Origin of the sequence: Massilia cellulosiltytica (assembly GCF_047325105.1) — a bacterium.
Classification (GTDB): Bacteria; Pseudomonadota; Gammaproteobacteria; order Burkholderiales; family Burkholderiaceae_D; genus Telluria; species Telluria orientalis.
In genome coordinates this window covers 3,016,454-3,038,560 of the sequence record NZ_CP168562.1, presented here as the reverse complement: position 1 = coordinate 3,038,560, position 22,107 = coordinate 3,016,454, and the positions used below count along the sequence as shown (strand labels likewise).

26 protein-coding genes and 2 pseudogenes are annotated in these 22,107 nt (G+C 63.7%); 13 read left to right on the top strand and 15 right to left on the bottom strand.

From position 1 onward, the window contains the following. Positions 1 to 40: 40 nt before the first annotated feature. Together ACEN9H_RS13345 and alr are read left to right on the top strand one after the other, a co-directional pair. On the top strand, positions 41 to 1,345 hold the full coding sequence (locus ACEN9H_RS13345) for a D-amino acid dehydrogenase (RefSeq protein WP_413675145.1): 1,305 nt from the start codon (positions 41 to 43) through the stop codon (positions 1,343 to 1,345). Next, positions 1,342 to 2,481, top strand: coding sequence for an alanine racemase (gene alr, locus ACEN9H_RS13340; protein WP_413675144.1), 1,140 nt, complete (start codon positions 1,342 to 1,344; stop codon positions 2,479 to 2,481). The genes ACEN9H_RS13345 and alr overlap by 4 nt, the downstream gene beginning before the upstream one ends. A gap of 13 nt (positions 2,482 to 2,494) precedes the next feature. Here the strand turns inward: alr and ACEN9H_RS13335 are convergent, their stop codons facing one another. Then, positions 2,495 to 3,538 carry a non-reducing end alpha-L-arabinofuranosidase family hydrolase gene (locus ACEN9H_RS13335; RefSeq protein WP_413675143.1) on the bottom strand — a complete coding sequence of 348 codons (1,044 nt, stop codon included), beginning with the start codon at positions 3,536 to 3,538 and terminating at the stop codon, positions 2,495 to 2,497. 138 nt (positions 3,539 to 3,676) lie between these two features. Between ACEN9H_RS13335 and ACEN9H_RS13330 the strand changes: the two genes are divergently transcribed. Further along, positions 3,677 to 3,907: a DUF5808 domain-containing protein gene (locus tag ACEN9H_RS13330; RefSeq protein WP_371771411.1), complete on the top strand. Its 231-nt coding sequence runs from the start codon at positions 3,677 to 3,679 to the stop codon at positions 3,905 to 3,907. Here ACEN9H_RS13330 and ACEN9H_RS13325 read toward each other — a convergent pair. Further along, on the bottom strand, positions 3,878 to 4,477 hold the full coding sequence (locus tag ACEN9H_RS13325) for a 2-hydroxychromene-2-carboxylate isomerase (protein WP_413675142.1): 600 nt from the start codon (positions 4,475 to 4,477) through the stop codon (positions 3,878 to 3,880). The two genes, ACEN9H_RS13330 and ACEN9H_RS13325, sit on opposite strands and share 30 nt — an antisense overlap. Before the next feature lie 12 nt (positions 4,478 to 4,489). Then, positions 4,490 to 5,311: a CmcJ/NvfI family oxidoreductase gene (locus tag ACEN9H_RS13320; protein WP_413675141.1), complete on the bottom strand. Its 822-nt coding sequence runs from the start codon at positions 5,309 to 5,311 to the stop codon at positions 4,490 to 4,492. 115 nt (positions 5,312 to 5,426) lie between these two features. Between ACEN9H_RS13320 and ACEN9H_RS13315 the strand changes: the two genes are divergently transcribed. Both ACEN9H_RS13315 and ACEN9H_RS13310 read left to right on the top strand, forming a co-directional pair. Beyond that, positions 5,427 to 6,338: a LysR substrate-binding domain-containing protein gene (locus tag ACEN9H_RS13315; RefSeq protein ID WP_413675140.1), complete on the top strand. Its 912-nt coding sequence runs from the start codon at positions 5,427 to 5,429 to the stop codon at positions 6,336 to 6,338. Positions 6,339 to 6,404: 66 nt separating this feature from the next. Then, positions 6,405 to 6,635 (top strand): hypothetical protein, encoded by a 231-nt coding sequence (locus ACEN9H_RS13310; RefSeq protein ID WP_371771407.1) that lies wholly within the window; start codon positions 6,405 to 6,407, stop codon positions 6,633 to 6,635. Here ACEN9H_RS13310 and nhaR read toward each other — a convergent pair. Beyond that, positions 6,625 to 7,527: a transcriptional activator NhaR gene (gene nhaR, locus ACEN9H_RS13305; protein ID WP_413675139.1), complete on the bottom strand. Its 903-nt coding sequence runs from the start codon at positions 7,525 to 7,527 to the stop codon at positions 6,625 to 6,627. The two genes, ACEN9H_RS13310 and nhaR, sit on opposite strands and share 11 nt — an antisense overlap. A 118-nt stretch (positions 7,528 to 7,645) precedes the next feature. On the opposite strand from nhaR, the gene ACEN9H_RS13300 reads away from it, so the two are divergent. From ACEN9H_RS13300 to ACEN9H_RS13285, 4 genes are all read left to right on the top strand, one after another. Next, the gene (locus ACEN9H_RS13300; RefSeq protein ID WP_413675577.1) at positions 7,646 to 8,611 is read left to right on the top strand and encodes a TerC family protein; all 966 of its coding nucleotides are present in this window, start codon (positions 7,646 to 7,648) and stop codon (positions 8,609 to 8,611) included. A gap of 23 nt (positions 8,612 to 8,634) precedes the next feature. Continuing rightward, positions 8,635 to 9,033, top strand: coding sequence for a TerB family tellurite resistance protein (locus ACEN9H_RS13295; protein ID WP_413675138.1), 399 nt, complete (start codon positions 8,635 to 8,637; stop codon positions 9,031 to 9,033). A gap of 77 nt (positions 9,034 to 9,110) precedes the next feature. Beyond that, a complete protein-coding gene (locus ACEN9H_RS13290) occupies positions 9,111 to 9,692 on the top strand; it encodes a DUF6058 family natural product biosynthesis protein (protein WP_413675137.1) in 582 nt (193 codons plus the stop codon). Between the two features lie 88 nt (positions 9,693 to 9,780). Beyond that, positions 9,781 to 10,245, top strand: coding sequence for a carboxymuconolactone decarboxylase family protein (locus tag ACEN9H_RS13285; protein ID WP_413675136.1), 465 nt, complete (start codon positions 9,781 to 9,783; stop codon positions 10,243 to 10,245). On the opposite strand, the gene ACEN9H_RS13280 is transcribed toward ACEN9H_RS13285, so the two are convergent. Beyond that, the gene (locus ACEN9H_RS13280) at positions 10,246 to 10,611 is read right to left on the bottom strand and encodes a VOC family protein (protein WP_413675135.1); all 366 of its coding nucleotides are present in this window, start codon (positions 10,609 to 10,611) and stop codon (positions 10,246 to 10,248) included. A 71-nt stretch (positions 10,612 to 10,682) separates the two neighbouring features. Beyond that, positions 10,683 to 11,540: a hypothetical protein gene (locus ACEN9H_RS13275; RefSeq protein ID WP_413675134.1), complete on the bottom strand. Its 858-nt coding sequence runs from the start codon at positions 11,538 to 11,540 to the stop codon at positions 10,683 to 10,685. 99 nt (positions 11,541 to 11,639) lie between these two features. Between ACEN9H_RS13275 and ACEN9H_RS13270 the strand changes: the two genes are divergently transcribed. From ACEN9H_RS13270 to ACEN9H_RS13260, 3 genes are all read left to right on the top strand, one after another. Further along, a complete protein-coding gene (locus tag ACEN9H_RS13270) occupies positions 11,640 to 11,966 on the top strand; it encodes a hypothetical protein (RefSeq protein ID WP_413675133.1) in 327 nt (108 codons plus the stop codon). An 82-nt stretch (positions 11,967 to 12,048) separates the two neighbouring features. Continuing rightward, positions 12,049 to 12,516 carry an SRPBCC family protein gene (locus tag ACEN9H_RS13265; RefSeq protein ID WP_413675132.1) on the top strand — a complete coding sequence of 156 codons (468 nt, stop codon included), beginning with the start codon at positions 12,049 to 12,051 and terminating at the stop codon, positions 12,514 to 12,516. After that, positions 12,503 to 12,859: an ArsR/SmtB family transcription factor gene (locus tag ACEN9H_RS13260; protein ID WP_413675131.1), complete on the top strand. Its 357-nt coding sequence runs from the start codon at positions 12,503 to 12,505 to the stop codon at positions 12,857 to 12,859. Before ACEN9H_RS13265 ends, ACEN9H_RS13260 begins: the two co-directional genes overlap by 14 nt. A gap of 11 nt (positions 12,860 to 12,870) precedes the next feature. Here the strand turns inward: ACEN9H_RS13260 and ACEN9H_RS13255 are convergent. The 8 genes and pseudogenes from ACEN9H_RS13255 to ACEN9H_RS13220 all read right to left on the bottom strand — a co-directional run. After that, positions 12,871 to 12,987 (bottom strand): annotated as a pseudogene (locus ACEN9H_RS13255) (4-oxalocrotonate tautomerase); the annotation flags it as partial. 7 nt (positions 12,988 to 12,994) lie between these two features. Further along, positions 12,995 to 13,201, bottom strand: a pseudogene (locus tag ACEN9H_RS13250) (transposase); the annotation flags it as partial. Positions 13,202 to 14,898: 1,697 nt separating this feature from the next. Next, complete coding sequence (locus ACEN9H_RS13245) at positions 14,899 to 15,357, bottom strand: hypothetical protein (protein ID WP_413675130.1); 459 nt, start codon at positions 15,355 to 15,357, stop codon at positions 14,899 to 14,901. Between the two features lie 791 nt (positions 15,358 to 16,148). Then, on the bottom strand, positions 16,149 to 16,568 hold the full coding sequence (locus tag ACEN9H_RS13240) for a hypothetical protein (RefSeq protein WP_413675129.1): 420 nt from the start codon (positions 16,566 to 16,568) through the stop codon (positions 16,149 to 16,151). A gap of 817 nt (positions 16,569 to 17,385) precedes the next feature. Further along, the gene (locus ACEN9H_RS13235; protein ID WP_413675128.1) at positions 17,386 to 18,288 is read right to left on the bottom strand and encodes a hypothetical protein; all 903 of its coding nucleotides are present in this window, start codon (positions 18,286 to 18,288) and stop codon (positions 17,386 to 17,388) included. Positions 18,289 to 18,610: 322 nt separating this feature from the next. After that, positions 18,611 to 19,504, bottom strand: coding sequence for an arginase family protein (locus ACEN9H_RS13230; protein WP_413675127.1), 894 nt, complete (start codon positions 19,502 to 19,504; stop codon positions 18,611 to 18,613). Further along, positions 19,501 to 20,262, bottom strand: coding sequence for a DUF6597 domain-containing transcriptional factor (locus tag ACEN9H_RS13225; RefSeq protein ID WP_413675126.1), 762 nt, complete (start codon positions 20,260 to 20,262; stop codon positions 19,501 to 19,503). Before ACEN9H_RS13225 ends, ACEN9H_RS13230 begins: the two co-directional genes overlap by 4 nt. A gap of 7 nt (positions 20,263 to 20,269) precedes the next feature. After that, positions 20,270 to 20,707, bottom strand: coding sequence for a hypothetical protein (locus tag ACEN9H_RS13220; protein ID WP_413675125.1), 438 nt, complete (start codon positions 20,705 to 20,707; stop codon positions 20,270 to 20,272). Positions 20,708 to 20,877: 170 nt separating this feature from the next. Here ACEN9H_RS13220 and ACEN9H_RS13215 point away from each other — a divergent pair, with 170 nt between their 5' ends. Beyond that, positions 20,878 to 21,465 carry a hypothetical protein gene (locus ACEN9H_RS13215; RefSeq protein ID WP_413675124.1) on the top strand — a complete coding sequence of 196 codons (588 nt, stop codon included), beginning with the start codon at positions 20,878 to 20,880 and terminating at the stop codon, positions 21,463 to 21,465. A gap of 1 nt (position 21,466) precedes the next feature. Here the strand turns inward: ACEN9H_RS13215 and ACEN9H_RS13210 are convergent, their stop codons facing one another. After that, a complete protein-coding gene (locus ACEN9H_RS13210; protein WP_413675123.1) occupies positions 21,467 to 22,057 on the bottom strand; it encodes a protein-S-isoprenylcysteine O-methyltransferase in 591 nt (196 codons plus the stop codon). Between the last annotated feature and the right edge of the window lie 50 nt (positions 22,058 to 22,107).

Genomic DNA, 22,107 nt, shown 5'->3' with positions numbered 1-22,107 from the left:
CATCTTCTAATTCTAGAATAACAGAGACACAAGGAAAACTATGCGCGTCATCGTACTCGGCAGCGGCGTGGTCGGTGTGACCACCGCTTATTACCTGGCGAAGGCCGGCCACGACGTCACCGTGATCGACCGTCAACCGGGTCCGGCCCTCGAAACCAGCTTCGCCAACGCCGGCCAGATCTCGCCGGGCTATGCGTCGCCGTGGGCGGCGCCGGGCATTCCGCTGAAGGCGTTCAAATGGCTGTTCCAGCGCCACGCGCCGCTGGCGATCCAGCCGGACGGCTCCCTCTTCCAGCTCCAGTGGATGTGGGAAATGTATAAAAACTGCGACGCCGGCCGCTACGCCGTCAACAAGGAACGCATGGTACGCCTGGCCGAATATAGCCGCGATTGCATCCGTGCGCTCCGAGCCGAGACCGGCATTGCCTACGAAGGCCGCCAGCAAGGCACCTTGCAGCTGTTCCGCACCCAGGCCCAGTTCGACGGCGCCGCGAAGGACATCGAGGTGCTCAAGGAAGCCGGCGTGGCGTTCGACGTCCTCGGCCGCGAGCAGCTCGCGCAGGCCGAGCCGGCACTGGGCCACGTGCGCAACAAGCTGGTCGGCGGCCTGCGCCTGCCGAACGACGAGACGGGCGACTGCCAGCTGTTCACGGCGCGCCTCGCGCAAATGGCACGCGACCTCGGTGTGCGCTTCCAGTTCGACACCGCGATCGAGCGCCTCGACATCGCCAATGGCCAGGTCGTCGGCGTGCAGACCAGGAAAGGACAGGAGCGGGGCCGGGTGACGGCGGACCGCTACGTGCTGGCGCTGGGCAGCTATTCGCGCCTGCTGCTGAAGAATCAGTTCCGCGTCCCGGTCTACCCGCTCAAGGGCTATTCGATCACGGTGCCGATCGTCGATGCCGCCAGGGCACCGGTCTCCACGATCCTCGACGAAACCTACAAGATTGCCGTGACCCGCTTCGACGACCGCATCCGGGTCGGCGGCATGGCGGAGATCGCGGGCTACAGCAAGGTGCTGAATCCGCGCCGGCGCGAGACGCTGGAACTCGTCGTGAACGACCTGTTCCCGGGTGGCGGCGACGTGGCGCGCGCCACGTTCTGGACGGGGCTGCGTCCGATGACGCCGGACAGCACCCCGATCGTGGGCGCCACGCCGCTGAAGAACCTGTTCCTCAACACGGGCCACGGCACCCTGGGCTGGACGATGGCGTGCGGCTCGGCCAGCGTCATCGCCGACCTGGTGAGCGGGAAGGTCCCGGCCATCCACGCCGACGACCTCGCCGTGTTCCGCTATGCCGGCACCCGCACCGCGAACGTGCGCGCGGAGCTGGCCAAGGCATGAACGCGGTCGCCCATCCCTCGCACATCGTCGATCCTGGCCACGCGTCCCGTGCCGGCGCCGTCCTGACGATCGACCTGGACGCCATCGCGGCGAATTACCGCCTGCTGGCGGAACGCGCGGCCGGCGCCGTCGTCGCCGGCGTGATGAAGGCCGATGCCTACGGTCTCGGCGTGGCGCGCGTGGCACCCGCGCTCGTGCGCGCGGGCTGCCGCGTGTTCTTCACGGCCCACGTCGACGAAGGCATCCGCCTGCGCGGCATCGTCCCGGCCGACAGCACCATCTACGTCCTGCATGGCCCGCCGCCCGGCACCGCCGCCGACTTCCTCGAACACGGCTTGACGCCGGTGCTGAACGACCCTGGCCAGGTGCGCGAATGGAGCGCCCTGTGCGCACGCATTGGCCGCCGTCTCGCGGCCGCGGTGCAGGCCGACAGCGGCATGTCGCGCATGGGCCTCGCGCCCGCCGATCTCGCCGCGCTGGGCGACCCGCGCGACTGGCTGGCCGCGTTCGACCCGGTCCTGCTGATGAGCCACCTGGCCTGCGCGGACGTGCCGGACCACCCGATGAACGCACGCCAGCGCCTGCGCTTCGACGCCATCCGCGCGCAGTTCCCCGCCATGCCGGCGAGCCTGGCGAATTCGTCGGCCGTCTTCCTCGGTCCCGATTTCCATTACGACCTCGCGCGCCCCGGCGCCGCGCTGTACGGCATCAACCCGCAGCCGGGCCATGCGAACCCGCTGCGCCAGGCCGTCTCGCTGGATGCGCGCATCGTGCAGGTACGGACGATCGAAGCGGGCGCCGCCGTCGGCTACGGCGCGCGCTACGTGGCGGAGGGTACGCGCCGCATCGCCACCATCGCCATCGGCTACGCGGACGGCTGGCTGCGCGCCCTGTCCGGCCGCGGCAGCGCGTACATCGACGGCGTGCGCGTGCCGGTCGCGGGCACCGTGTCGATGGACAGCATCACGCTGGACGTCACCGGCATTCCGGACGCGCGCCTGCAGCCGGGCATGAGCGTCGAGCTGCTCGGGCCGCACCAGCATGTCGACGACGTCGCGGCGGAGGCCGGGACGATCGGCTACGAAGTGCTGACGCGGCTGGGTGCGCGGTTCGAGCGGCGTTACGTGGGCGGGTAGCCTTTTCTCCTGCCTACCGGCGGCAGAGTGCGCTCACCGGATTGTCGCCTTTCGCGGTGATGACACCGAGGCGATACGGCAGCTTGATGTAATCGTCCACGCGCACTGCCGGGTCGTTCCCCTGGAACAGATATTCGAGAGGGCGGCAAGGATCGATCGTCATCGTCTGATCCGCATTTGTCCGTATCATTTCACCGTGCGAGATGCCTTCGGACCACAGCCGTTCGACGTTATCGTGGCCGGCGAACGTATTCATCGGCGCGGACGAAAACGGTACCCATTTTCCGTCCAGGCGATCGCTCTTCCAGATGCGGAAGTAGCGCCCTTTCGGCGAGATTGCCTCCACCAGCGTGATGTACGTATCCGAATTCGCGATCCGGTAGGTGTTGCTGGCCTCGAATACATCTTCGGTCTTTTCGCTGATCACCGCGACGGTATTGCGGAAGCCGTTCGGGAACTCGCTCAACCCCGTTTCCGAGCGCAGCAGGCGCCCATGGTCATCGGTATTGAACAGATAGCATTTCTTGTCGTCGCAGATCACCCAGAAGTCCAGCCAGCCCTGCCCTTGCGGTGGCTTGATGATGTCCGGAGCAACGGAAAAGAACGGTTTCGGAGCGCTCCACGACATCGGATCGCCGATATCGTCCGACGTCGAATACAGCGGATCGCCGCCCTGGTAGACCAGATACCATTTTTTCTGCGGCGCGAAATAAAAAACCTGCGGCGCGGCGCGATAGCCCGGACCCATCGGCGATTTGTCGAGCGGGACGATCTGCGCCGATGCGGCGTCCGTCCATTTGCCGAAGCTCGTGTAAGCGAGCCCCCAGCCCTTGGAGCCGGCGGTCGTCATGAACACATGATATTTGCCGTCCACGTACACGATCGACGGGTCTTTGACACCATAAATCGTCTGGCCTGAAGCCGGTTGAGGCGATATCAGCGGTGCGCTCGACGTCCAGTTGAACGTCGACTTTGCAGGCGCCTGTACGGGCTCGGCGGCGCTGGTCGCCAGCACGGCGGCGAGTGTCGCCCCGAGAATGCACTTCCCAAATTTCATGGTGTTCCTATTGTTGGCACGTTGAATGATGCAGGCAGTCGCGGGAGATTGTATGCTATGGACCGAATGCGAAAAATCGCGGAGATGTATGTTTTCCGCCAATCGTGCCAATGAAATTGTCCGACCGGGGCGGCAGAAATGAAGCAGGACGACATCAATGAGATCGAGTGGCGTAATCCGGCCAACTGGACCTGGCGCGGACCGCTCGGCCTGTATGCCAGCAAGCGCGACACGCGCCTGCTGGTTCCCAAGGCCATGCCGATGATGGGTTGGACGCTCAACTTCGGGCACCCCGGCTGGACCGGCGTCCTGGTTGCCCTCGCGGCCCTGGCGCTCGTGCTAGCGGTGGCGCAGCGCTTGTTCACGTAGCGCGTCCTCGAGCCGGTCGTTCCCCCAGAACATCTCGTCGCCCGCGAAGAACGTGGGCGCACCGAAGATGCCGCGGGCCTGGGCGGCAGCCGAGCGCGCACGGAGTGCGGACTTGCACGCCTCCGACCGCGCCGCCTCGATGACCGCCCCGCCGTCCACGCCAAGTCCGGCCAGGATGGCACCGATGACCGCCTCGTCGCCGATGTCCCGGTCATCCGCGAAATTGGCCAGCATGACCTGCTGGCAGAACGCGAATTCCCACGCCGTCCCCTCCCCCTGCAACGCGACCCGCGCAGCCAGCAGCCCGTTGCGCGGAAAGACGGAAGGCCGCCGCCAGCGCAAGCCGTATTTTGCGCACTGCCGCTCCATGTCGCGCCACACATAGCGCCCCTTGGCCTCCTGCAGCACGAACGGCGACGTCTCCCACCCCTGCGCCTTGAAGATCGGCCCGAGCAGGAATGGCCTGGGCACCACACGCACACCCGCGGCGGCCGCGAGACCACGAATCCGCATCATGCTCAGGTAGCTGTAATTGCTGCCGAAGTCGAACCAGAATTCGATCGTATCCATGTACGGCTCCTGTCAGTCGAAGATAAGAAGGCAGCGGATCTCGATGCTCTCGCGCGGCGGCGTGCCGGGCGGCGTGTCCGGATGGGCGAACGCGGCGTGCGGTGTGAAGCATGGCATGCCGTCCAGGGAATCGTACTGCTTGAACACCAGCACCTCGTCGAACTGCATCGCAGGAAAATACGTCCACGCGTGGGCCGGGTTGTGCAGCACTTCGAAGATCTCGCCGGTGCGGGTCGGGTAGACGATGTCCGCGGCCACGAGATCCGATCGCGCCACGGTGCGCGCATCGCAGACCGCCAGCGGCGCGTCCAGCACCGGCAGCCTGGTCGTGCGCCACAGGTTGAGGATCGCATGGCGCGCGGCCGACCGGAAGCCGTGCGCTTCCATCTCGAGCGCCAGCCTGCGCTGCGCCGACGCCGGCGTGAAGTCGCAGTGGACGCGCGTGGCGGTGCTGGGACGCTGGCCGTCGCGCGCGCCGAACGGCGTCAGGGTGCCGGGATCGCGCCGGCGTACGAGATGATCGAACACGATGGCGCGGCGCGCGCCGGTGACGGCCCGCGCCAGCGCCTCCATCTCGCGGTAGTACACGCGCTCGATGGCGTCGCGGCTGGCGAACGACGGCATCGCGCTCGGAGCGCTGCACAGCTGGAAGCCCTCGCGGTCGAGCGCGGGCGGCTCGGCGGCGGCGCGGCCGTCGCGGATCGTCACGGGCATGGCTGCGTAATCGCCGGTGTCCCATGCATGCCCGCCGGGCGGCGCGAGCATCCAGGTGACGGGTTTGCGGTCTGCGCTTTGCAGGTACTCGAGTGTCGCGTCGACGGTGGCGGGATGCATGCTGGGTCCTTGGATGAAGTGGCGAAGAGTCTTCATTACATGCTGTCGCGGCCTGCCCTTCAAACGTTTAAAATGACCGTGCCGCATGCCGAACCGGCATGTCAGGAACCTGCCGATGCCGAGCCGACTGATCGACCTGCCGCCGCTGGACCTGCTGCGCACCTTCGTCGCGGTGGGCCGCCGCATGAGCATCACGCTGGCCGCGCAGGACTTGTGCATCGTGCAGTCCGCCGTCAGCCGCCAGATCCAGGCGCTGGAAGCGACACTCGGCTGCCGCCTGTTCGTGCGCGGGTATCGCAGCATCGAGTTTACGCCCGAGGGCCGGCACCTGTTCCGGAATGCCGATCCGATGCTGGAGCAACTGGGGTCCGTGATCGCTATGCTGCGTCCTGCCGCCGAGCGGCCGTGCATCACCATCACGGCCACCATCGGCGTCACCGCGCTCTGGCTGCTGCCCCGGCTGGGCGCCTTCCAGCGCGCCTCGCCCGACATCGACGTGCGCGTCGCCGCCACCAATCGCGTGATGGACCTGGACCGCGACGGCATGGACCTCGCCCTCCGCTACTGCCCCGACGCGGCGGCGCCGGGCGGCGCGGTCCGCCTGTTCAGCGAGATCCTTATCCCGGTCGCGCATCCGTCGCTGGGCGTGTCGGCCATCGAGGAGCCGGCCCAGTTGCGCGGGCATGTGCTGATCGATTACGACGACAGTTCGCGGCCCTGGCTCCAGTGGAAGCACTGGCTGCGCGGCGCCGGCCACAAGACGGGGACGTCGGGCAACGGCCGTCTGCTCTTCAACCAGTACGACCAGGCGGTGCAGGCGGCGCTGGCCGGACAGGGCGTCGCACTCGGCCGCCTGGCGCTGGTCGGCAACCTGCTCGCCGAGGGCAAGCTCGCGGTGGCGACGGCGCGGCCGCCCGTGACGACCGATCACGGCTACTGGCTGCTGGCGCGGCCCGGTGCGGACAGCCGCGCACTGGCGGCAGTGCGGGACTGGATTCTTGCGGAGGCCGCGGCGACAAATCGATGACAGATTTCATCCGGTATCGCGACTATATTGGCGAGACCCAACCCAATCAACAAAGGACTACCAGGCATGCTGAAACATCTCCTGAGCGCCGCGGCAGCGGCATGCGTCCTGGCCGGCTGCGCCGAAGCGCCGACCAGCGACGGCCCCCAACTCTCGCGCGAGGACCGCGAGCCCCCCACCGGCAGCATGCTGCCGCGCCGGCACCAGACCGGTAACCCCCAGGTGATCAACAAGGACCAGATCGACACCAACCAGATCCTGAACCCGGGCGCCACCCAGCCGCACATCAAGCCCTGAACAGCATGTCCCGCGCGAGCGCGCCGATCGCGACCGTGGCCGGATGGCTCATGCGCCGTTCGGTCGTGATCGCGTAGACCTGCTCGACCACCGCATCGACCGTGCCGAGCGCCACGACCTGGTACTGGTCGCACACCTGCGCCGCGATCACGGTCGGCGCGAAGAACACCCCCGCGCCCGATTGGCCGAATGCCTGCATCATCGCGCTGTCGTCGAACTCGCCGATGACCCGGACGTGGATGTCGCCGCTTTCCAGCCAGTTCAGCAAACGGCCCCGGATCGCGACATCCTCGCCGGGGAACAGCACCGGGGCATTGTCGAGACACGCCGGAAAATCCGGTCCCAGCCGGGCCGCCAGGTCCGCGGTGGCGAACGCGGTCATCGAACTTTCCCCGAGCAAGTGGTTGTAGGCACGCACGCTGAAGTGCGCGGGGATCGTCCGGTCCGCGATGACGAGGTCGAGACGGTGGACGGCCAGGTCGGCCAGGAGGTTGTCGAGGCGGCCTTCGCGGCACACGAGCCTGACCGGTTCGTCCAGCTTCAGGCCCGGCTCCACGAGCCTGCACGCGATGAGTTTCGAGACCGAATCGGCACACCCCACGCGAAACGGTTGCGGCGACGCGAGCTGGCTGTTCCGCACGAGTTCCAGCAATTCATCTCCGGCCGTGAAAATCTGTTCGGCCGAGCGGGCAATGCGCCGGCCGGCCTCGGTCAACTCGAGGTTGCGCCCGGCGCGCCGGAACAGCTGCACCCCCAGCGTGGCCGCGAACTCGGACAGCTGCCCCGAGATCGCGTGCGGCGTCAGGTGGAGCTGCGCGGCGGCCGTGGCGATGCTGCCGGTCTTTGCCACCATCCAGAAGTAGCGCAAATGCTTGTAGTTGAGTGAGCTCATGGCGTTCGAACACATCGAAAAAATCGATGAATGATGAAAGATAACACGATTAGTCCGATCCTTACCTGCCATCTATAGTGAACGTTCAATCAACCGCAAGAATGACCGGAGGGCGATGATGAACGGAATCGAGACTATTGCGAGCGGCCCGATGTGGGCCGGTTTCGTCGGGTTCGTGCTGGTGATGCTCGCGCTCGACTTGTTCGTGTTCGGCGGCAACAAAGCACACAAGGTGGGCGTGAAGGAAGCAGGCCTGTGGTCGATCGCGTGGGTCAGCATGGCGCTGCTGTTCAACGGCGGCCTGTGGTGGTACCTGAAGACGACGGTCGGCGCCGACGTGGCCGACCAGAAGGCGCTCGAATTCCTGTCCGGCTACCTCATCGAAAAGGCGCTCTCGGTCGACAACATCTTCGTGTTCCTGATGATCTTCACCGCCTTCCAGGTACCCCAGCAATACCAGCGCCGGGTGCTCGTCTACGGCGTCCTCGGCGCCATCGTCATGCGCGCCGTCATGATCGGCGCCGGCGCGTGGGTCGTGAGCGAATTCAGCTGGGTGCTGTACGGCTTCGGCGCCTTCCTGCTGCTCACGGGCATGCGCATGCTGGTGGCGGCCGACAAGGAACCGGACGTCAAGCAGAGTCCCGTGATGCGCTTCGCCCGCAAGCACCTGCGCGTGGCGGAAGGCGACCATGGCGAGAGATTCTTCGTGGCCGCAAACGGGATCCGCTATGTGACGCCGCTGTTCCTCGTACTGCTGCTGATCGAAGCGACGGACCTGATCTTCGCGGTGGACTCGATCCCGGCGATCTTCGCCATCACGACGGACCCGTTCATCGTCTTCACGTCGAACCTGTTCGCGATCCTGGGCTTGCGTGCCCTGTACTTCCTGCTGGTCGACATGGCCGACCGTTTCCACCTGCTGAAGTACGGCCTGGCGATGGTCCTGACCTTCATCGGCACGAAGATGCTGATCATGCCCTGGTATCACATGCCGGTGCAGGCGTCGCTGACCGTCGTCGCCGTGCTCATTGCCGGCAGCTGTATCGCCAGCCTGTATGTCGCGCGCAAGCACGACGCCAACTAACGTCTTTTACTGGAGAACCTGACATGCGCTCATACCCCAAGAACAGTCCCCGCGCCGCCGGCCGCCTGCTGGCCCTGACGATGATCGTCGACGGCAACGTCGCCCTCAGCGAACTGAAGGCGGTCTACCGTTCGCGGATCCTGGAGCACATCGCGCTGGACGACGACGAGTTCGACGCCGTCCTGCACGAGTTGTGCAACGACCTGCTCGCGACGGCGCACCACGGCAGCGTGCCCGTCGACACGGCGACGATCGACGCCTTCCTCGACGACGTCGACGCGCCCGAACTGCGCCGCAACCTGCTGGGCGCCATGTGGCGCCTCGCCGATGCCGACGGCTGGCTGGCGGACGCGGAAGCCATCGTGCTGAACCGGGCCGCGATCCGCTGGGGCGCCGAATCGGGCTTCGTCACGGCGCACTGACCCGAGGCTTGCCCATGCCGGCGGATGCTTCGGCCGCGGCCGAATCGTCGCGGACCGGCTCCCGCTAGCATGGGTGCATGGAACTCATCGACTACCTGCACACCCATTTCCTCACCCGCGCGCAGTTGCTCGCGGCCTGCGCCACGGACGGTGCGCATCTCGACGCCGTCACGGCCGCCGGCGCGATGCCGGCACCGTCGTACCGGCTGCACGTCCGGATCGATTGCGCGTCGTACTTCGGCGACCACACGGAAACGCACGCGCAAGACTGGTTCGCGAAAGGCTATGTCGAGTGGCTGCGCATGCTGCTGGATGGATCCCAGGATCCGTACACGCTGTTCGCGGCGCGCTACCGGGCGGCGCTGGCCGCCCTGCCCCTGTTCGGCATGGAAGCGACGGACGCGCACCTGCGCAGCGAATGGCAGCACTTCATCGCCGGCACCTACGGCTTGTGCACGCGCTCCGGCCTGCCCGAGGACATCGCGGCGAAGGAGCTCGCGATCCACGTCATCCGCACGCTGACCGATGACGGCCGTGTGCTCGACGCGGATGAGCGGGAACGGCTGGCCAGGGCGCGCGAGCTGCTGGACCGCGCGAGCAGCCCGTTCGCCCCGCACGAACGGGCACGCAGCTCGCGCGCGCGATACGGTTTGAAATAATTCGCGGGACCTGTCACAAAGCCGGGAGCCGTTCCGTCTAATGGTTAGAAGGCTGCATTCCGCAGCCCCGCCAACGAAAGGAACCATCATGTCGCACGCCGCCCGCATCAACCTGTTCACCCTGGCCCCGTCCGCGCTGAAGGCCATGGTCAACCTGTCCCAGACCGTCAAGCAGGGCGCGCTGGGCCCGCGCCTCGTGGAACTCGTCAACCTGCGCGTCTCGCAACAGAACGGCTGCGGCGTGTGCGTCGACATGCACTGGCGCGACCTGATCAAGCAGGGCGCCGACCCGCGCCACCTGAACAGCGTGGCCGCCTGGCGCGAAGCGCCGTTCTTCAGCGAGCGCGAACGGGCCGCGCTGGCCTGGGCCGACGCCGTCAACGCCCTGCCCCACCGCGACGACACGGACGCCGCCTGGCCCGCATTGCGCGAGCATTTCAGCGAGGGCGAGATCGCGGAACTGGGCTATACGATCGCCGTCATCCGGGGCTGGAACGCGATCAACCTGTCGCTGCGCAACCCGATCCCGGTCGAGCCGCCGGCCGGCATGTAATCAGCGCACGGCGGCGGGGTCGAACAGCGGGTTCTCGATGAGCCCGATTACGTTGCCGAACGGGTCCTGCAATTCCGCCACCTTGATGCCCTCGCCCACGTCCTGGATGGCCGCGTGGACGGTGGCGCCGAGGCCGACGATGCGCTCGACCTCGGCCGCGATGTCGTCCACGCCCCAGAACGTCGTCGACCCCGTCGTGCCCGGCGTGCCATCCGGAACGAGTCCCAACTCGAACCCGCCGACGGCAAAACCGACATAGAACGGCTGGTCGAAATAGGGCTGGACGCCGAACACGTCGGCGAACCAGGCTTTGGCGCGGCCGAGGTCGGCCACGGGATAAGTCACGGTGCGCAATCCTTTGATCATGGTGTCTCCTGTCGTAAAGGCGCCATGATGCCCGATTCGCGCGGCCGTGGATTGGAAAAATGGAAAGCGGATCAGAGCAAGGCGTCGATCTGCGGCGTGATCTGCGCCTGCAGGCCGACGAGATCGACCGTCGTGCCCTGCCCGTGCGCGACGGCCGTGTAGACGCCGTCGCCATTCCCGTCGTGGAAGACCTCGTAGTAGGCGTGATTGCCGCGGGTGATCGTCTCCACGACATAGCCCGCGGCCGCCTGCGCGTACGTGACGGTCGAGCCCAGGTGGACGTCGACCGCCGTGCCGTCCGGCTTGACTGCCTGGGCCGCCGTCACCGTGGCGCCGTCGAACGTGAAGCGCATGCGCTCGTACGGCTCGACGTCCAGCGCCGTCGCCGCCGTCCCTACCGGCACCACGGTCAGCGTTTCCGCCGCGAGCTTGTACGTCGTGCCGTCCGTCGTCGTGTACGTCAACGTCTCCAGCGTGTTGCCCCGGATCGCCGTTTCCGTGACGGCACTGCCGTCGACCGTGAACACGCTCGCCGCCAGATCGCCGACGGCCACGTCGTGGGTCCATCCCGACGTGCCGAAGGTCTGGGTCATGCCCGTCACGGCCCCATCGGCCACCGTGAAACCGTAGGTCGGCGTGTTGGCGGCGGTCGTGTCGAAGCTGCGCACTTCCTGCGTCAGGTGATACAGGCCGGTGTCGCTCGCATCCACGGTCCAGGTCAGCGTCGCCGTGGCCGTGCCGCGGGTCAGCGTCTCCGTGACCGTGCCCGTGCCGACGGCGAACGTCGCGTCGGCGGGCAGGCTGGCCGCGATGGTCCGGCTGCCGATCACGTGTTCGAGGCCGGTGACCTGGCCGTCGGTGATCGTGAACCTGACGTCGGCGGTTGCCAGTTCGTCGGCCAGGCGGCCGACCGGGAGATGGTCGCGCATAAGGGTGTCCTTTCATGTCCGGATGGTGCGAAAAGGATAAGGCGCTCGTCTGTAAAATGGCGTTAAGACCGCTCCTCACAAGTGTTACGAGATATTGCGATGCCCACCCAACACCCCGTCACGCCCGACGGCCGCTATTTCGTCGTCGCGGGCCGCCTCTGGCGCATGAGCAATCCGGACCTCGATCCGGCCAAGCGGCAGGCGCACGTCGACCGCCTGATGCGCGCGCGGCGCGCCGTCGGCGCCGCGAAGAAGGCGGGAGACGCGCAGGCGGAGCGGCGGGCGCGCGATGACGTCGACGCGGCGAAGCACGCCCTCGGCGAGCGCGGCCCCGCGTGGTGGACGGACGGCACGCCCGACTACAACCGGCGGCTCGTCGGGAACACGCCGTACGCGGACTGGTACGCCGCGCTTCATCTTCCGTGAGTTGCGTATTCGCGTTTGCTGTCCTACACTGCTTAATACGCAACCATTTGGTTGCATCTTAAACGCGACAAGGAGAGCCATCATGGAGCACGCATCGGATACCGACCGGATCGAACGCAGCATCGTCATCGACGCGCCGCGCGCGACAGTGTGGAACGCGCTGGCCGACGCCGAAGCCTTCGGCCGGTGGTTCGGCGCCGACCTGAAGGGCCAGACGTTCGCACCGGGCCAGCGTGCACGCGGGAACATCACCTACCCGGGCTACGAACATCTCCATTTCGACGTGGTCATCGACCGCATGCAGCCGCTCGAACTGCTGTCCTTCCGCTGGCATCCCTACGCCATCGATCCCGCCGTCGACTACAGCGAAGAACAGCCGACACTCGTGACGTTCACGCTCGCCAACGCCGGAAACAACCGTACTTTGCTGACGATCGTGGAATCGGGATTCGACAACATCCCGCCGCACCGGCGGCTGGAGGCATTCCGCATGAACGGTGCCGGCTGGGATGCGCAGCTGACGAACATCGTCCGCCATGTCGCGGCCTGACGCCGCACTCCGCGAGCTGGTCGATGCCGGTCCGGCGCTGGCGAACGTGTTCGCGGCGCTGGGAGACGCCACTCGCCTGACGCTGGTTGCGGCGCTCTGCACTGGCGGGGTCCTCTCGATCGCGCAGCTGACCGCCAACACGCACATCAGCCGGCAGGGTGTGACCAAGCATTTGCAGGTCCTCGCCCAGGCCGGCATCGTCCACGACGTCAGGGTCGGACGCGAGCGCAGGTGGACGCTGGACACCGCGCAGCTGGACGCTGCCCGGCGCACGCTGGAAGTCATCGGGCGTGAGTGGGACGTCGCCCTGGCGCGGCTCAAGGCGTTCGTCGAATCGGGGTGACCTGGCAGGCGTTATCTTCGGTGATACCGGTATTCCTGGGTGCGGCCGCCGTCGCCGTGGGAAGCAGCGCGGACGTCCTGCACGTGGGTGTAGCTTTCCTCGTGGAGCTTCCCCAGGATGCCGACGAAGCCGTCGGAGGACTGCCTCGACACGCTGCCTAACGCCAGCTTTCATCCATTCGTGGAGCCTGCACCGACAAGTCATGCCATTGCCGCGGCCGGGTTCGCGTAGCAACCATTCCCACGGTATCCCGGTCTTGAGCACAAACAGGATCCCGGCTAGGGTCGCACGATCGTTGATACGTGGCCGTCCGCTCTTCGGAAATCTGCTGGGTGCGACCAAAGGTCTTCGGGGAGAGGTGCTTGGACCATGGCATCGGTCCGTCTGGAAACACGGCCGCGATCATAGCTGCCGAACTACGGCCGTGTAAGTCCGCTATCGGCCAAGCGGACGTTTACGCAGGTCGATCGGACTCCGCGACTGCATCGTCACGGCTACTACGAATACCGACTTTCTGACATATGCACCAGAAAGCAAGTCCACCAGCAAGTCCAGACCCAAGATAATTCAATGAATCATAAAGACCGGATTGCGCCCAACGGACGGATGTGAATGGCTCGGCAAGCTCAGTCCAGGCAGGTATGGCACAAATAAAGCCCGTTATTCCAAACTGCCACCAACGCGTTAGCCGCAACTTCCAGAACAAGAAAGCAAGTGGCAAACCGAAGATGAGCGCAGCGAATATCGCGAGTGGGAAGCCGACGGACCAGGCCAACGGTAACGCGCACCAGGTTCCCGTTCCATGGACAAGCCCAACGCCACAGGTGGTAGAGGTTGCTATAACCACACCAATAACAGCGGAGAACCCAAGCATCGACACTGTACGCGACACTGACTTAATGGTTAACTTCACTGTATCTCCATCACGGTAACGCTTCCCGGAAAAGACAATCTACGAACGTCCGCTCTTGGCCGAACCCGGCCGTTCAGCCTAACATAGCAGGGTGCTGAACCTAAAGATTCACGAACTGTCACGACTGGCAGCATCCGTCCCGAAGCAGACAGTTCACTATCCATTGTTCAGCTCACGCTTTCCGGCAATGGTGTTCCGTCTTCGAATGACCCAAGCTCTTTCCATGCCATCGACCCCAGCTTCTCGATTTCTGTGAACGGCAGTCCTTCAGAATACATGAGATAGGCAGGGACTTATTGGCATCGCATCTGAACACCTCGGCGAGAACGTTCCAACGCTCGTCCATAAGTTCCAATCCCATACCGTCGCGAACAACATCGGATGCGAACTGATAGCGATACTGCATCATGTTCTCCACTAATCAACGACCGCTCCTGGCCACTTGCGGAACTACAGCTGCGGCAGCAACCCACCCACTGCGGACGTTGGCAGCTGAACGGCTCATTTCCGTTGTTTAAGAATTCGATAACAGTAAAGTGGCATTGTTACACTTAACTGTCCCTTAGATAGTGGCCGAATCGTCACGCGATTTGAGTCCCACCGCATCCATGTGGGCGTGTTTTGGGTACAGAACAGAGTTTCGTTTCGTTCGGAATAACGAACGAACTTGCTCGACCGCAGGAAAGATTCAAGCGCATCGCGTGACAGTTCGTCGACGGTTCCGTACACCGGTAAGCACATCAAAACCGAAGGCAGCATTCCTAAGAATGTGCCGATTAATATGATTTGCAGATCGTCCTTGTCCAAGTATGACCATGCCAAGGCGGCTTCTGCTAAACCTAGAAAGCCGAGCACAACGCCTAAGAAAATTGCCCAGTCACGCGTTGAGGCGAGCGCAGCGAGTCCAATAGATTGCTTTTGAAAAAAACTCTTCGTTGTCATACTTCGAAAAACATCCAGATTCGTTATGTACAGAGTACGACCGTTCGATAATGCACATAAAGTTCCAGTGGCCGCTTTTGGCCGATCTCGGCCTTTCGGCCCAGCTTAACAGGTTGCCGAAGCGAAAACGTCACCAACGGTCACGACAGGCAGGAATCTACCCGAAGCGGACTGTCCTCAAGACTCAGCGAGCATAATTTTCGCAAACGCCGTCATCGAGACTGTAGCTCAAGGCAACTGCGTAACCTTCTGCAGAGTATCGAGTGATCAGCAGCCCCTGTGACGTGTCGTAGGTTCCGCCGTTCAAAGCACGATCGATAAAGCAGACCTCCAAGTCTTCGATCCCATCACCATTAACATCTCTACGTCCAACGATCGTTAATTCGTATAGCCAGTCACCGGGACTTTCAAACACGAGAGCGTTGTCGGTGGTTTTGCTTGGCTTCATGCCGAAGTCTGAGAGCGTACGTAGCGTAGGCGACCGTCGTGGCCCGAATGAGCTGCGAATGCTCGCCAGATCGAACTTGTCAGCTAATAGTTTCCCTATATTTTTGTTGGGGAAGTAGCTCACTACGGGAGCCGCATGTACCGCATTGATTATCATCAGCAAGGCCAAGATGCCTGAGGTGAAGTGGAATTTCATGTGGACTCTGATCAAAAATGAAGGTCCGCTATTGGCCGCTTGCGGACCTGTAGTAGCCCCGCCATCGGTCTATGCAGCCGAGTTGCTGTGTCAGCACTGCCAGAGCATTTTGGCCTGCCGTCTATCGCAGCGGCACCGGTATATGTACGCACATCCACCTCCAAAGTTCATCGCTGTTTTGTAGTCTGGGCCTTCCTCTAACTGAGCGACAAACGACATTGGTTCACCGCACCGATCGCATGAAGGGACTTCCTCGCCTTGCAGCCAGTCCGGTTGCCCGTCGATGTGCCCGAGAATCTGACGCGCACTCTCGCCTGTTGAACCGACCCAAACCTGCTGGGCATCGTAATAGTTTTCGCTTTCAACATTCACGATTGAGGCACCGTAGCAAACCGGGCGAAGTGTCTCCCCGTCATTCGGAGGGAAGCAATGGCTCTGAACTATCTTGTGCACCCGCAGGAAGCTGCCCAAGAAATTGCATATTTCCCTGACACGAGGCGCATGTAGGCCATTCAAGAATGCCGCTAGGCGCAGCCGGTCTTCCGCCAAACCGGATGAGCTTGTCGACATGGTCCTCGTAAGCGGAGTCGTTGATGAGAAGCGAAATAACCGTCATTTCATGAAGTCCTGATCAGAGTGTTACTGAGCGTCTGCTCCTGGCCGATCTCGGCCGTTCGAGTCAGCATAGCAGGTTGTCGAGCTGGAAAACTCGCGGACTGTCACTACAGGCTGCTGTCGACCCATTGCGGACGTTCTGGCGGACGATAGCCGTGTCCGTCAGTCCATGTTCTCTAGCGAATTTCAAGCGGACCTCCGACCGCTTGTAGCTGCCTAATGGCCTCGCGGCATGGCGTTGCGCCTTGCCTGCGGATATCAGCTGTAAAGCTTGAGAGAATCTCTGCTTTTTTATCCGTGATTAGCCTGCGGAAGGCGTTGCGATCACTCGTCGATGCGTTCTCCGAGTCCCCCATATTGGCGCATGCTTCTTTGGCCGCGCTCGCTTTGGCTGCGTTGCGCTTGCGCCATGCTGCAAGAGCCTCATTGGCTTGCTTCGATAGGCCAGGAAATTGACCTGAGCATGCCTCGACCATGACTCTATTTATGTCGTCCGCTTCACATTCATAAACGGCAACAAAAACCATCCCTTCTGAAGCGATGCTGATAACTGGAACGAGGAGAAAGAGTGCAAGTGGAATCGAGCGAATATGCATGGCGGTTAGTTAGCTATAACTCGCTTCGACAAAACGTAAATCAGGGCAACGTACGTCTGCTCTTGGCCGGTCTCGGCCGTTCAGATCAGCATAACAGGCTGCCGTTGAGGAAACCTCTCCAACTGTCACGACAGGCAAATCCCGACCAAAAGCGGCCTCTGACCGAATGATCAAACAGGCTACAGAAGGTGCGAATAGCTGTGCCATGCGCTACCCAAAGGGGGCAATTGCTCCCTTACAGCGAGCAGCTTGCACACAAGCTTCAATCGCTGCTTTGGCGCCTTCAACCTCGCAGGAAGGCGGCTCAGCCAGTGGGTATTCGGGCCGACTGGTAATTCACGCTTCCTGGAGAGCTGTCGACTGGTTGGAAGCGGTTTGGCCGTCATTACTTCAATGAAGTGGTCCAACTGTGCCAACGAGCTGAATTGAAGATCTACATCGGCAGCGTCAACATGCAAAATCATGAACCCTTTATGCAATACCTCTACCGGAGCAAGTGGTACGTACTCGGTATCCGATCCACCTACTGGCACGTGGACCCAGAATGCTAACGGCGCCGTTCGCCAGTCAGGCTCAAGCGTAAAGTGGAAATGTGAAGTCATAGCACCGGATCCGTCGGTCGCAAATAAAACGCTTGAGGTAACATACATCGCTGCGTCTGCTTCTGGCCGAACCCGGCCGTTCGGCTCAGCATAGCAAGTTGCCGAGCTGGAGGACTCGCGGATAGTCACGACCGGCAGCAACCGACCCGTTGCAGATGTTCCCCGCTTGCATCATTTGGCTCCGTATAGATGTTGCTGAAGCTCGATGACGAAATTCAACCAGTAGCCAGTTTCCTTTCTAAATCTTCCAAAAACGCGCGCACTTTGGTATCGTCTATTTCGTTATATAACCGTTCGCACTCCTGCTCCTTGAAGGTGCCTCCGTATGCGTGTAAAGTGGATATAACGTCGAGCGGTTCTCGAGCCGCTTGGGCTTTCTGCGCTATACCATTTTGAAAAGACTCCAGCGCCGTCCGGCCGATAGCATTATTCGACGTCGATAAGGCTTCGAACAGAGATGAAGTATACGCCACGTACTTATGATAGTTCTTGTTCGGTTCGGCTCCGCCGAAAATTTCGTCGGGATCATTAAAGAATTCGAAACCGTGCCCCACTAGACTTCCGAATGCTTCAGGCTTTTCCAAGTCGCCATGCACATGAGCAAAACTATCACCGAGTGCGTGTATCAAAAATCCGGTCTCCCAATCGCGCGTTCGACTAGCAGAGGATACCTTGACAAGTTGATGAAGAATTGAGCGACGACGCGCCACTGCGGCGTAATCTCCTCCATGCAACGAGTGCAGAGTGTCCATAATTCGTCTACGATAGTCCCACGATATTACCCCCCACACCGCTACGGGAACCGCATTATAACGCTTGATCTCGTCCGGAGCCTGTGAATAGCAAGCAAGCTCAATGGCCCTATTCTCCAAGCCCGCTATTGCGGCAATATAAGCAACGGTGTGGAAATGTCCATCCTTTTTAAATGCATCAATATCGCCACTAAGGCTCGGTTCATTTTTCTCGGCTAATTTCGTATAGAGGCCGATTGTCGTGGATGAAACTGGAGACGCAAAAGGTGTGCCAGAATACATAGCACATCCGGTCAGGCCAATGCTCACAGAAGAGAAAACAAAATATCCTAAAAACCGTTTGAGGATTGCGATTGTCTTGGTCATATATGGCTCGCTTAATTAGTCAATTCTGCATCACCATGCCTCTGCGTCGCGCACGATCGAGATAAATCTACGGTTCGGAATTCTTACCTTAACTGAATGCGCTCTCGACAGCTTTTCATCAACCAGTGCACGCGTCGCGGTTCAGTTATGCGTGCCTTGTCCGGTAAAGCCGACGCAAATTGCGCGTTGGCTCCACGCTTTGCCCCATCCCTTTGGGTCCGCTCCTGGCCGATAGCGGATGGTCGGCACGGCCCAGTGTATCCGGCTGTTGCCTGTAGAACAACTAAGCGATTCTGCTAGGTGCTCCAACGCCGGCATCTGGTCAGCGCCCGAATGGCAGCCCGCCCAGCAGGCCAACGAGCGTGCGGGCATGGCGCCCGTCCGGATCGAGGTCGGGATCGAACACGGTGACGGTCATGCCGATGCAGCGTGGGTCGGACACGAGGCCGGACAGGATCGCCACGAGATCGTCCGGCGCGATGCCCGGCGCGCCCGGGCTGTCGACCGCGGGCATTACGGCTTCGTCGAGGACGTCGACGTCCAGGTGGATCCAGAAGCGCTTGTCCAGCCGTTGCCGCGTGCGTTCCAGCACCGCCCGCGGCCCGATCTCGTTCGCCGTAAACACGTCGATGCGTTCGAAGTCGGTGTCGTTCACGTCCGCCCAGGCAAAGTCGGGACGCCGCCCATCCCGCTCGCCGATCTGGACGACGTCGCGATCCCGCACCAGGGGCGTCTCCACGCCGGGCCAGTCGGTCATCAGCGCCTCGCCGCGGCCCGTGGCCAGCGCGAGGTCCATGCCCGCGACGGCACCCGGCATGCTGTCCGGGTCGTAGTTGCCCGGGTGGCGGAAATCGCTGTGGCCATCCACGTGGACGAGCGCCAGCGGCCCGCGGCGCCGCGCGCCCGCCAGCGCCCCCAGCAGGATCGAGCAGTCGCCGCCGACGACGAACGCGAATTCGCCACGCGCACCGGCCGCCGCCACGTGGTCGGCCAGCGCCAGGTTGAAGTCGCGCATCGCGAGGCCGTTGCGCAGCCGCGTGCCGGGATCGGGCCCGGGCTTCCAGGACGGCCGCGGCATGACGACGGGAACGCCGGCACCCACGGCGTCCAGCAGGCCGGCCTCGAACAACGCGGCGGGTGCGCGCCATGTGCCGGGTTCGTGGCCGGGGCGCAGGGGGCGGAGTCCGAGATTCGATGGGGCGGCGATGACGATCATGGCGCGGTATGCAGGAAGGATTCCGGGGTGGCGTCCGCGAACTGGCGGAATGCGTGGATGAGATGCGACTGGTCGTAGTAGCCGCAATCGCCCGCGAGGCGTGCCCAGTCGACGCCGGCGTTCCGGCCGCGCAGCGCCGCGTGCGCGCGGCGGAAGCGGCACACCATGGCGAAAGTCTTCGCATTCAGGCCCACGCGTTCGCGGAACAGCGTCGCGAGGTGCTGGCGCGTGACGCCCAGGCCATCCGCCAGCGTGTCGATACGCACGGCTCCGCTGCTCGCCTCGAGCCGCAGGACGGCAGCCCGCGCGAGTGCGTCCGCCCGTGCCGGCCCGCGCGTGCGCAGGCGCGCGAGCAAGGCCTGTTCGATGACGACAAGGCGCTGTGCCGTCGTGCGCTCGCGCTCCCACAATCCGGCCGCCAGCGCTTCCGCCTCTGCGCGCGACCACAGGTCGGCCAGGGCCGGATGCCCATCCTGCAATTCGGACAGCGGGACGTCGACGAAGGCACGCGCGGCGCCGGGCAGGAAGCGCACTGCCACCGTCAGCACCGGAGCGCGCATCTCGACATGGTGCGGACGCGACATCATGCCCGCCACCTTGCCCAGCGGCGAGGCATCTTGCCACAGGATGTCGATGCAGTTATCGGGCAGCACGCGCGTGCGGACGGGCGCACCGTCCGGGACGGCGTGGCTCGTCCACAGGCAGGCCACGTGGTCTGCGAGCGCGGGATGCGGCGGAAATTCGCGGTACAGGTGCATGGTGGCGTCAGTATAGCCCGCGCCCTGCCGTGGCTTTCACGCTGAGCGCGAAACCGATGCCCGCCAGGCCCCACAGGAGAGCGGCGACGATCTCGAACGTGTTGCGCAGTTCCGGATGCGTCATGGCCAGCAGCGGCAGGAGCAGCGCGCGCACGAGGCAGATCGCGGCCATCACGGCCAGGCCCGTACGCAGCAGCGGCGGGCGGCGCACCGCGCCCAGCGCCGCGCAGGCATACCAGGCGCACGTCGCCATCAGCAGCGCGATGACGAACGCCCCCGCGGGCGCAGGCCACGTGCCGGCGCGCGCGGAGTCGACCACGCCGGGCGGCGCGCCGAAGTATGCGTACCAGGCCGGTCCGGCCGGAATGGCCGCCAGGTGGATGAGGGCCCCGACGGCCGCGATGGCGGCGGCAAGCTGGATCCATGGCCTGGATGATGTCGTCATGCACGTCTCCCGATGTCGAGCCGTGATGGTGCCATGGCCGCCAGCGCCAAAGTGCGCGCATTCTCACCCGGACCCTATCAGAATGGACAGGAGGGCCGCGCTGGCGGGTTCCGTATTGACGCCTATACTGAGTTGATTCGTCTTCAGCCACCGACCTTGGGAGACACAGCATGAACGCAGCCCGCCGCACCTGCCTTGCATTCGCCCTCGCCGCCGCCAGCGCGGCACCGTACGCCGCCGGCCCCGGCCCCGGCCCGGACAACGACATGGACGCCGCCACCGCACTGAGCGACACCAACAGCCGCGCCATGCGCGGCCGCGAAATCGTTCCGCCCGGCGTCATCCTGAACCTGAAGGGCAAGCAGAGGAACCTCGTGTGGCAGGGCAGTTACATCGTCAACACGTCGGGCTGCATCGACTGCCACACGCATCCGACGTATTCGCCCGGCGGCGATCCGTTCCAGGGCCAGCCCGAGCGCGTGAATGCCGAGCAATACATGTCCGGCGGGCGCCAGTTCGGCCCCTTCACGGCGCCGAACCTCACGCCGGACAACGCGGGCCGCCCGGCCGGCCTCACGCGCGAGGAATTCGTGCGGACGCTGCGCACGGGCCACAATCCGCACGACCCCGCCGGCGAGATCCTGCAGGTGATGCCGTGGCCGGCCGTCGGCAAGATGACGACGCGGGACCTGTACGCGATCTACGAATACCTGCGCGCGATCCCGTCGTTGCCGGACAACCCGAATCCGGGGCCCTGACTTATTGCCTGATGGACGGCAGCAGGCGCTTGGTACGCGCCTTGTAGTCGGCATAGGCTTGTCCGAAATGCTCGAGCATCATGTCTTCCTCGTGCTCGATGCGCGCGGCATACAGGATGCTGAATGCCAGCAGGAACGCCGGTCCCACGACGGCGTTCCCGATCAACAGCAGCTGCGCGGTGGCGATGAGGAACACGGCCGTGTACATCGGATGCCGTATGCGGCTGTAGATGCCTTCGGAGACCAGGTGGTGCGCCTCCTTGACCTCGAGCGTCGGCGAGAACTGCCGGCCCAGGTCGCGGTGCGATTTCCAGAACAGGAACACGCCCAGCACCCCAAGCGCGGCGCCGGGCCCGCCGACGGCAGGCCGTACCGCGTAGTCGGCGAAATCGAACCACGGCGTGAACAGGTACAGGAACGGCAGCGTCGTCGACCCCGTGAACACCAGCATGAGGCAGAACTTCTCGAACATCCCTTCGCGCGATTCGACGGCCTTGGCCTTCCGGTTCCTGATGTCGAGCGGCGCGCGGATGGCGAAACAGACACAGAACATCGCGAGAAAGACAGCATCGAACGTGCCGGCATGATGCATGACCACCCCCTGTTGTTTTCATTGAACCCCGGGCCGGATAGTAACATCGT

Bases quoted from the DNA above. Each gene is read 5' to 3' on its own strand.
- ACEN9H_RS13345 (WP_413675145.1), top strand. From the start codon at position 41: ATGCGCGTCATCGTACTCGGCAGCGGCGTGGTCGGTGTGACCACCGCT.
- alr (WP_413675144.1), top strand. From the start codon at position 1,342: ATGAACGCGGTCGCCCATCCCTCGCACATCGTCGATCCTGGCCACGCG.
- ACEN9H_RS13335 (WP_413675143.1), bottom strand. From the start codon at position 3,538: ATGAAATTTGGGAAGTGCATTCTCGGGGCGACACTCGCCGCCGTGCTG.
- ACEN9H_RS13330 (WP_371771411.1), top strand. From the start codon at position 3,677: ATGAAGCAGGACGACATCAATGAGATCGAGTGGCGTAATCCGGCCAAC.
- ACEN9H_RS13325 (WP_413675142.1), bottom strand. From the start codon at position 4,477: ATGGATACGATCGAATTCTGGTTCGACTTCGGCAGCAATTACAGCTAC.
- ACEN9H_RS13320 (WP_413675141.1), bottom strand. From the start codon at position 5,311: ATGCATCCCGCCACCGTCGACGCGACACTCGAGTACCTGCAAAGCGCA.
- ACEN9H_RS13315 (WP_413675140.1), top strand. From the start codon at position 5,427: ATGCCGAGCCGACTGATCGACCTGCCGCCGCTGGACCTGCTGCGCACC.
- ACEN9H_RS13310 (WP_371771407.1), top strand. From the start codon at position 6,405: ATGCTGAAACATCTCCTGAGCGCCGCGGCAGCGGCATGCGTCCTGGCC.
- nhaR (WP_413675139.1), bottom strand. From the start codon at position 7,527: ATGAGCTCACTCAACTACAAGCATTTGCGCTACTTCTGGATGGTGGCA.
- ACEN9H_RS13300 (WP_413675577.1), top strand. From the start codon at position 7,646: ATGAACGGAATCGAGACTATTGCGAGCGGCCCGATGTGGGCCGGTTTC.
- ACEN9H_RS13295 (WP_413675138.1), top strand. From the start codon at position 8,635: ATGCGCTCATACCCCAAGAACAGTCCCCGCGCCGCCGGCCGCCTGCTG.
- ACEN9H_RS13290 (WP_413675137.1), top strand. From the start codon at position 9,111: ATGGAACTCATCGACTACCTGCACACCCATTTCCTCACCCGCGCGCAG.
- ACEN9H_RS13285 (WP_413675136.1), top strand. From the start codon at position 9,781: ATGTCGCACGCCGCCCGCATCAACCTGTTCACCCTGGCCCCGTCCGCG.
- ACEN9H_RS13280 (WP_413675135.1), bottom strand. From the start codon at position 10,611: ATGATCAAAGGATTGCGCACCGTGACTTATCCCGTGGCCGACCTCGGC.
- ACEN9H_RS13275 (WP_413675134.1), bottom strand. From the start codon at position 11,540: ATGCGCGACCATCTCCCGGTCGGCCGCCTGGCCGACGAACTGGCAACC.
- ACEN9H_RS13270 (WP_413675133.1), top strand. From the start codon at position 11,640: ATGCCCACCCAACACCCCGTCACGCCCGACGGCCGCTATTTCGTCGTC.
- ACEN9H_RS13265 (WP_413675132.1), top strand. From the start codon at position 12,049: ATGGAGCACGCATCGGATACCGACCGGATCGAACGCAGCATCGTCATC.
- ACEN9H_RS13260 (WP_413675131.1), top strand. From the start codon at position 12,503: ATGTCGCGGCCTGACGCCGCACTCCGCGAGCTGGTCGATGCCGGTCCG.
- ACEN9H_RS13245 (WP_413675130.1), bottom strand. From the start codon at position 15,357: ATGAAATTCCACTTCACCTCAGGCATCTTGGCCTTGCTGATGATAATC.
- ACEN9H_RS13240 (WP_413675129.1), bottom strand. From the start codon at position 16,568: ATGCATATTCGCTCGATTCCACTTGCACTCTTTCTCCTCGTTCCAGTT.
- ACEN9H_RS13235 (WP_413675128.1), bottom strand. From the start codon at position 18,288: ATGACCAAGACAATCGCAATCCTCAAACGGTTTTTAGGATATTTTGTT.
- ACEN9H_RS13230 (WP_413675127.1), bottom strand. From the start codon at position 19,504: ATGATCGTCATCGCCGCCCCATCGAATCTCGGACTCCGCCCCCTGCGC.
- ACEN9H_RS13225 (WP_413675126.1), bottom strand. From the start codon at position 20,262: ATGCACCTGTACCGCGAATTTCCGCCGCATCCCGCGCTCGCAGACCAC.
- ACEN9H_RS13220 (WP_413675125.1), bottom strand. From the start codon at position 20,707: ATGACGACATCATCCAGGCCATGGATCCAGCTTGCCGCCGCCATCGCG.
- ACEN9H_RS13215 (WP_413675124.1), top strand. From the start codon at position 20,878: ATGAACGCAGCCCGCCGCACCTGCCTTGCATTCGCCCTCGCCGCCGCC.
- ACEN9H_RS13210 (WP_413675123.1), bottom strand. From the start codon at position 22,057: ATGCATCATGCCGGCACGTTCGATGCTGTCTTTCTCGCGATGTTCTGT.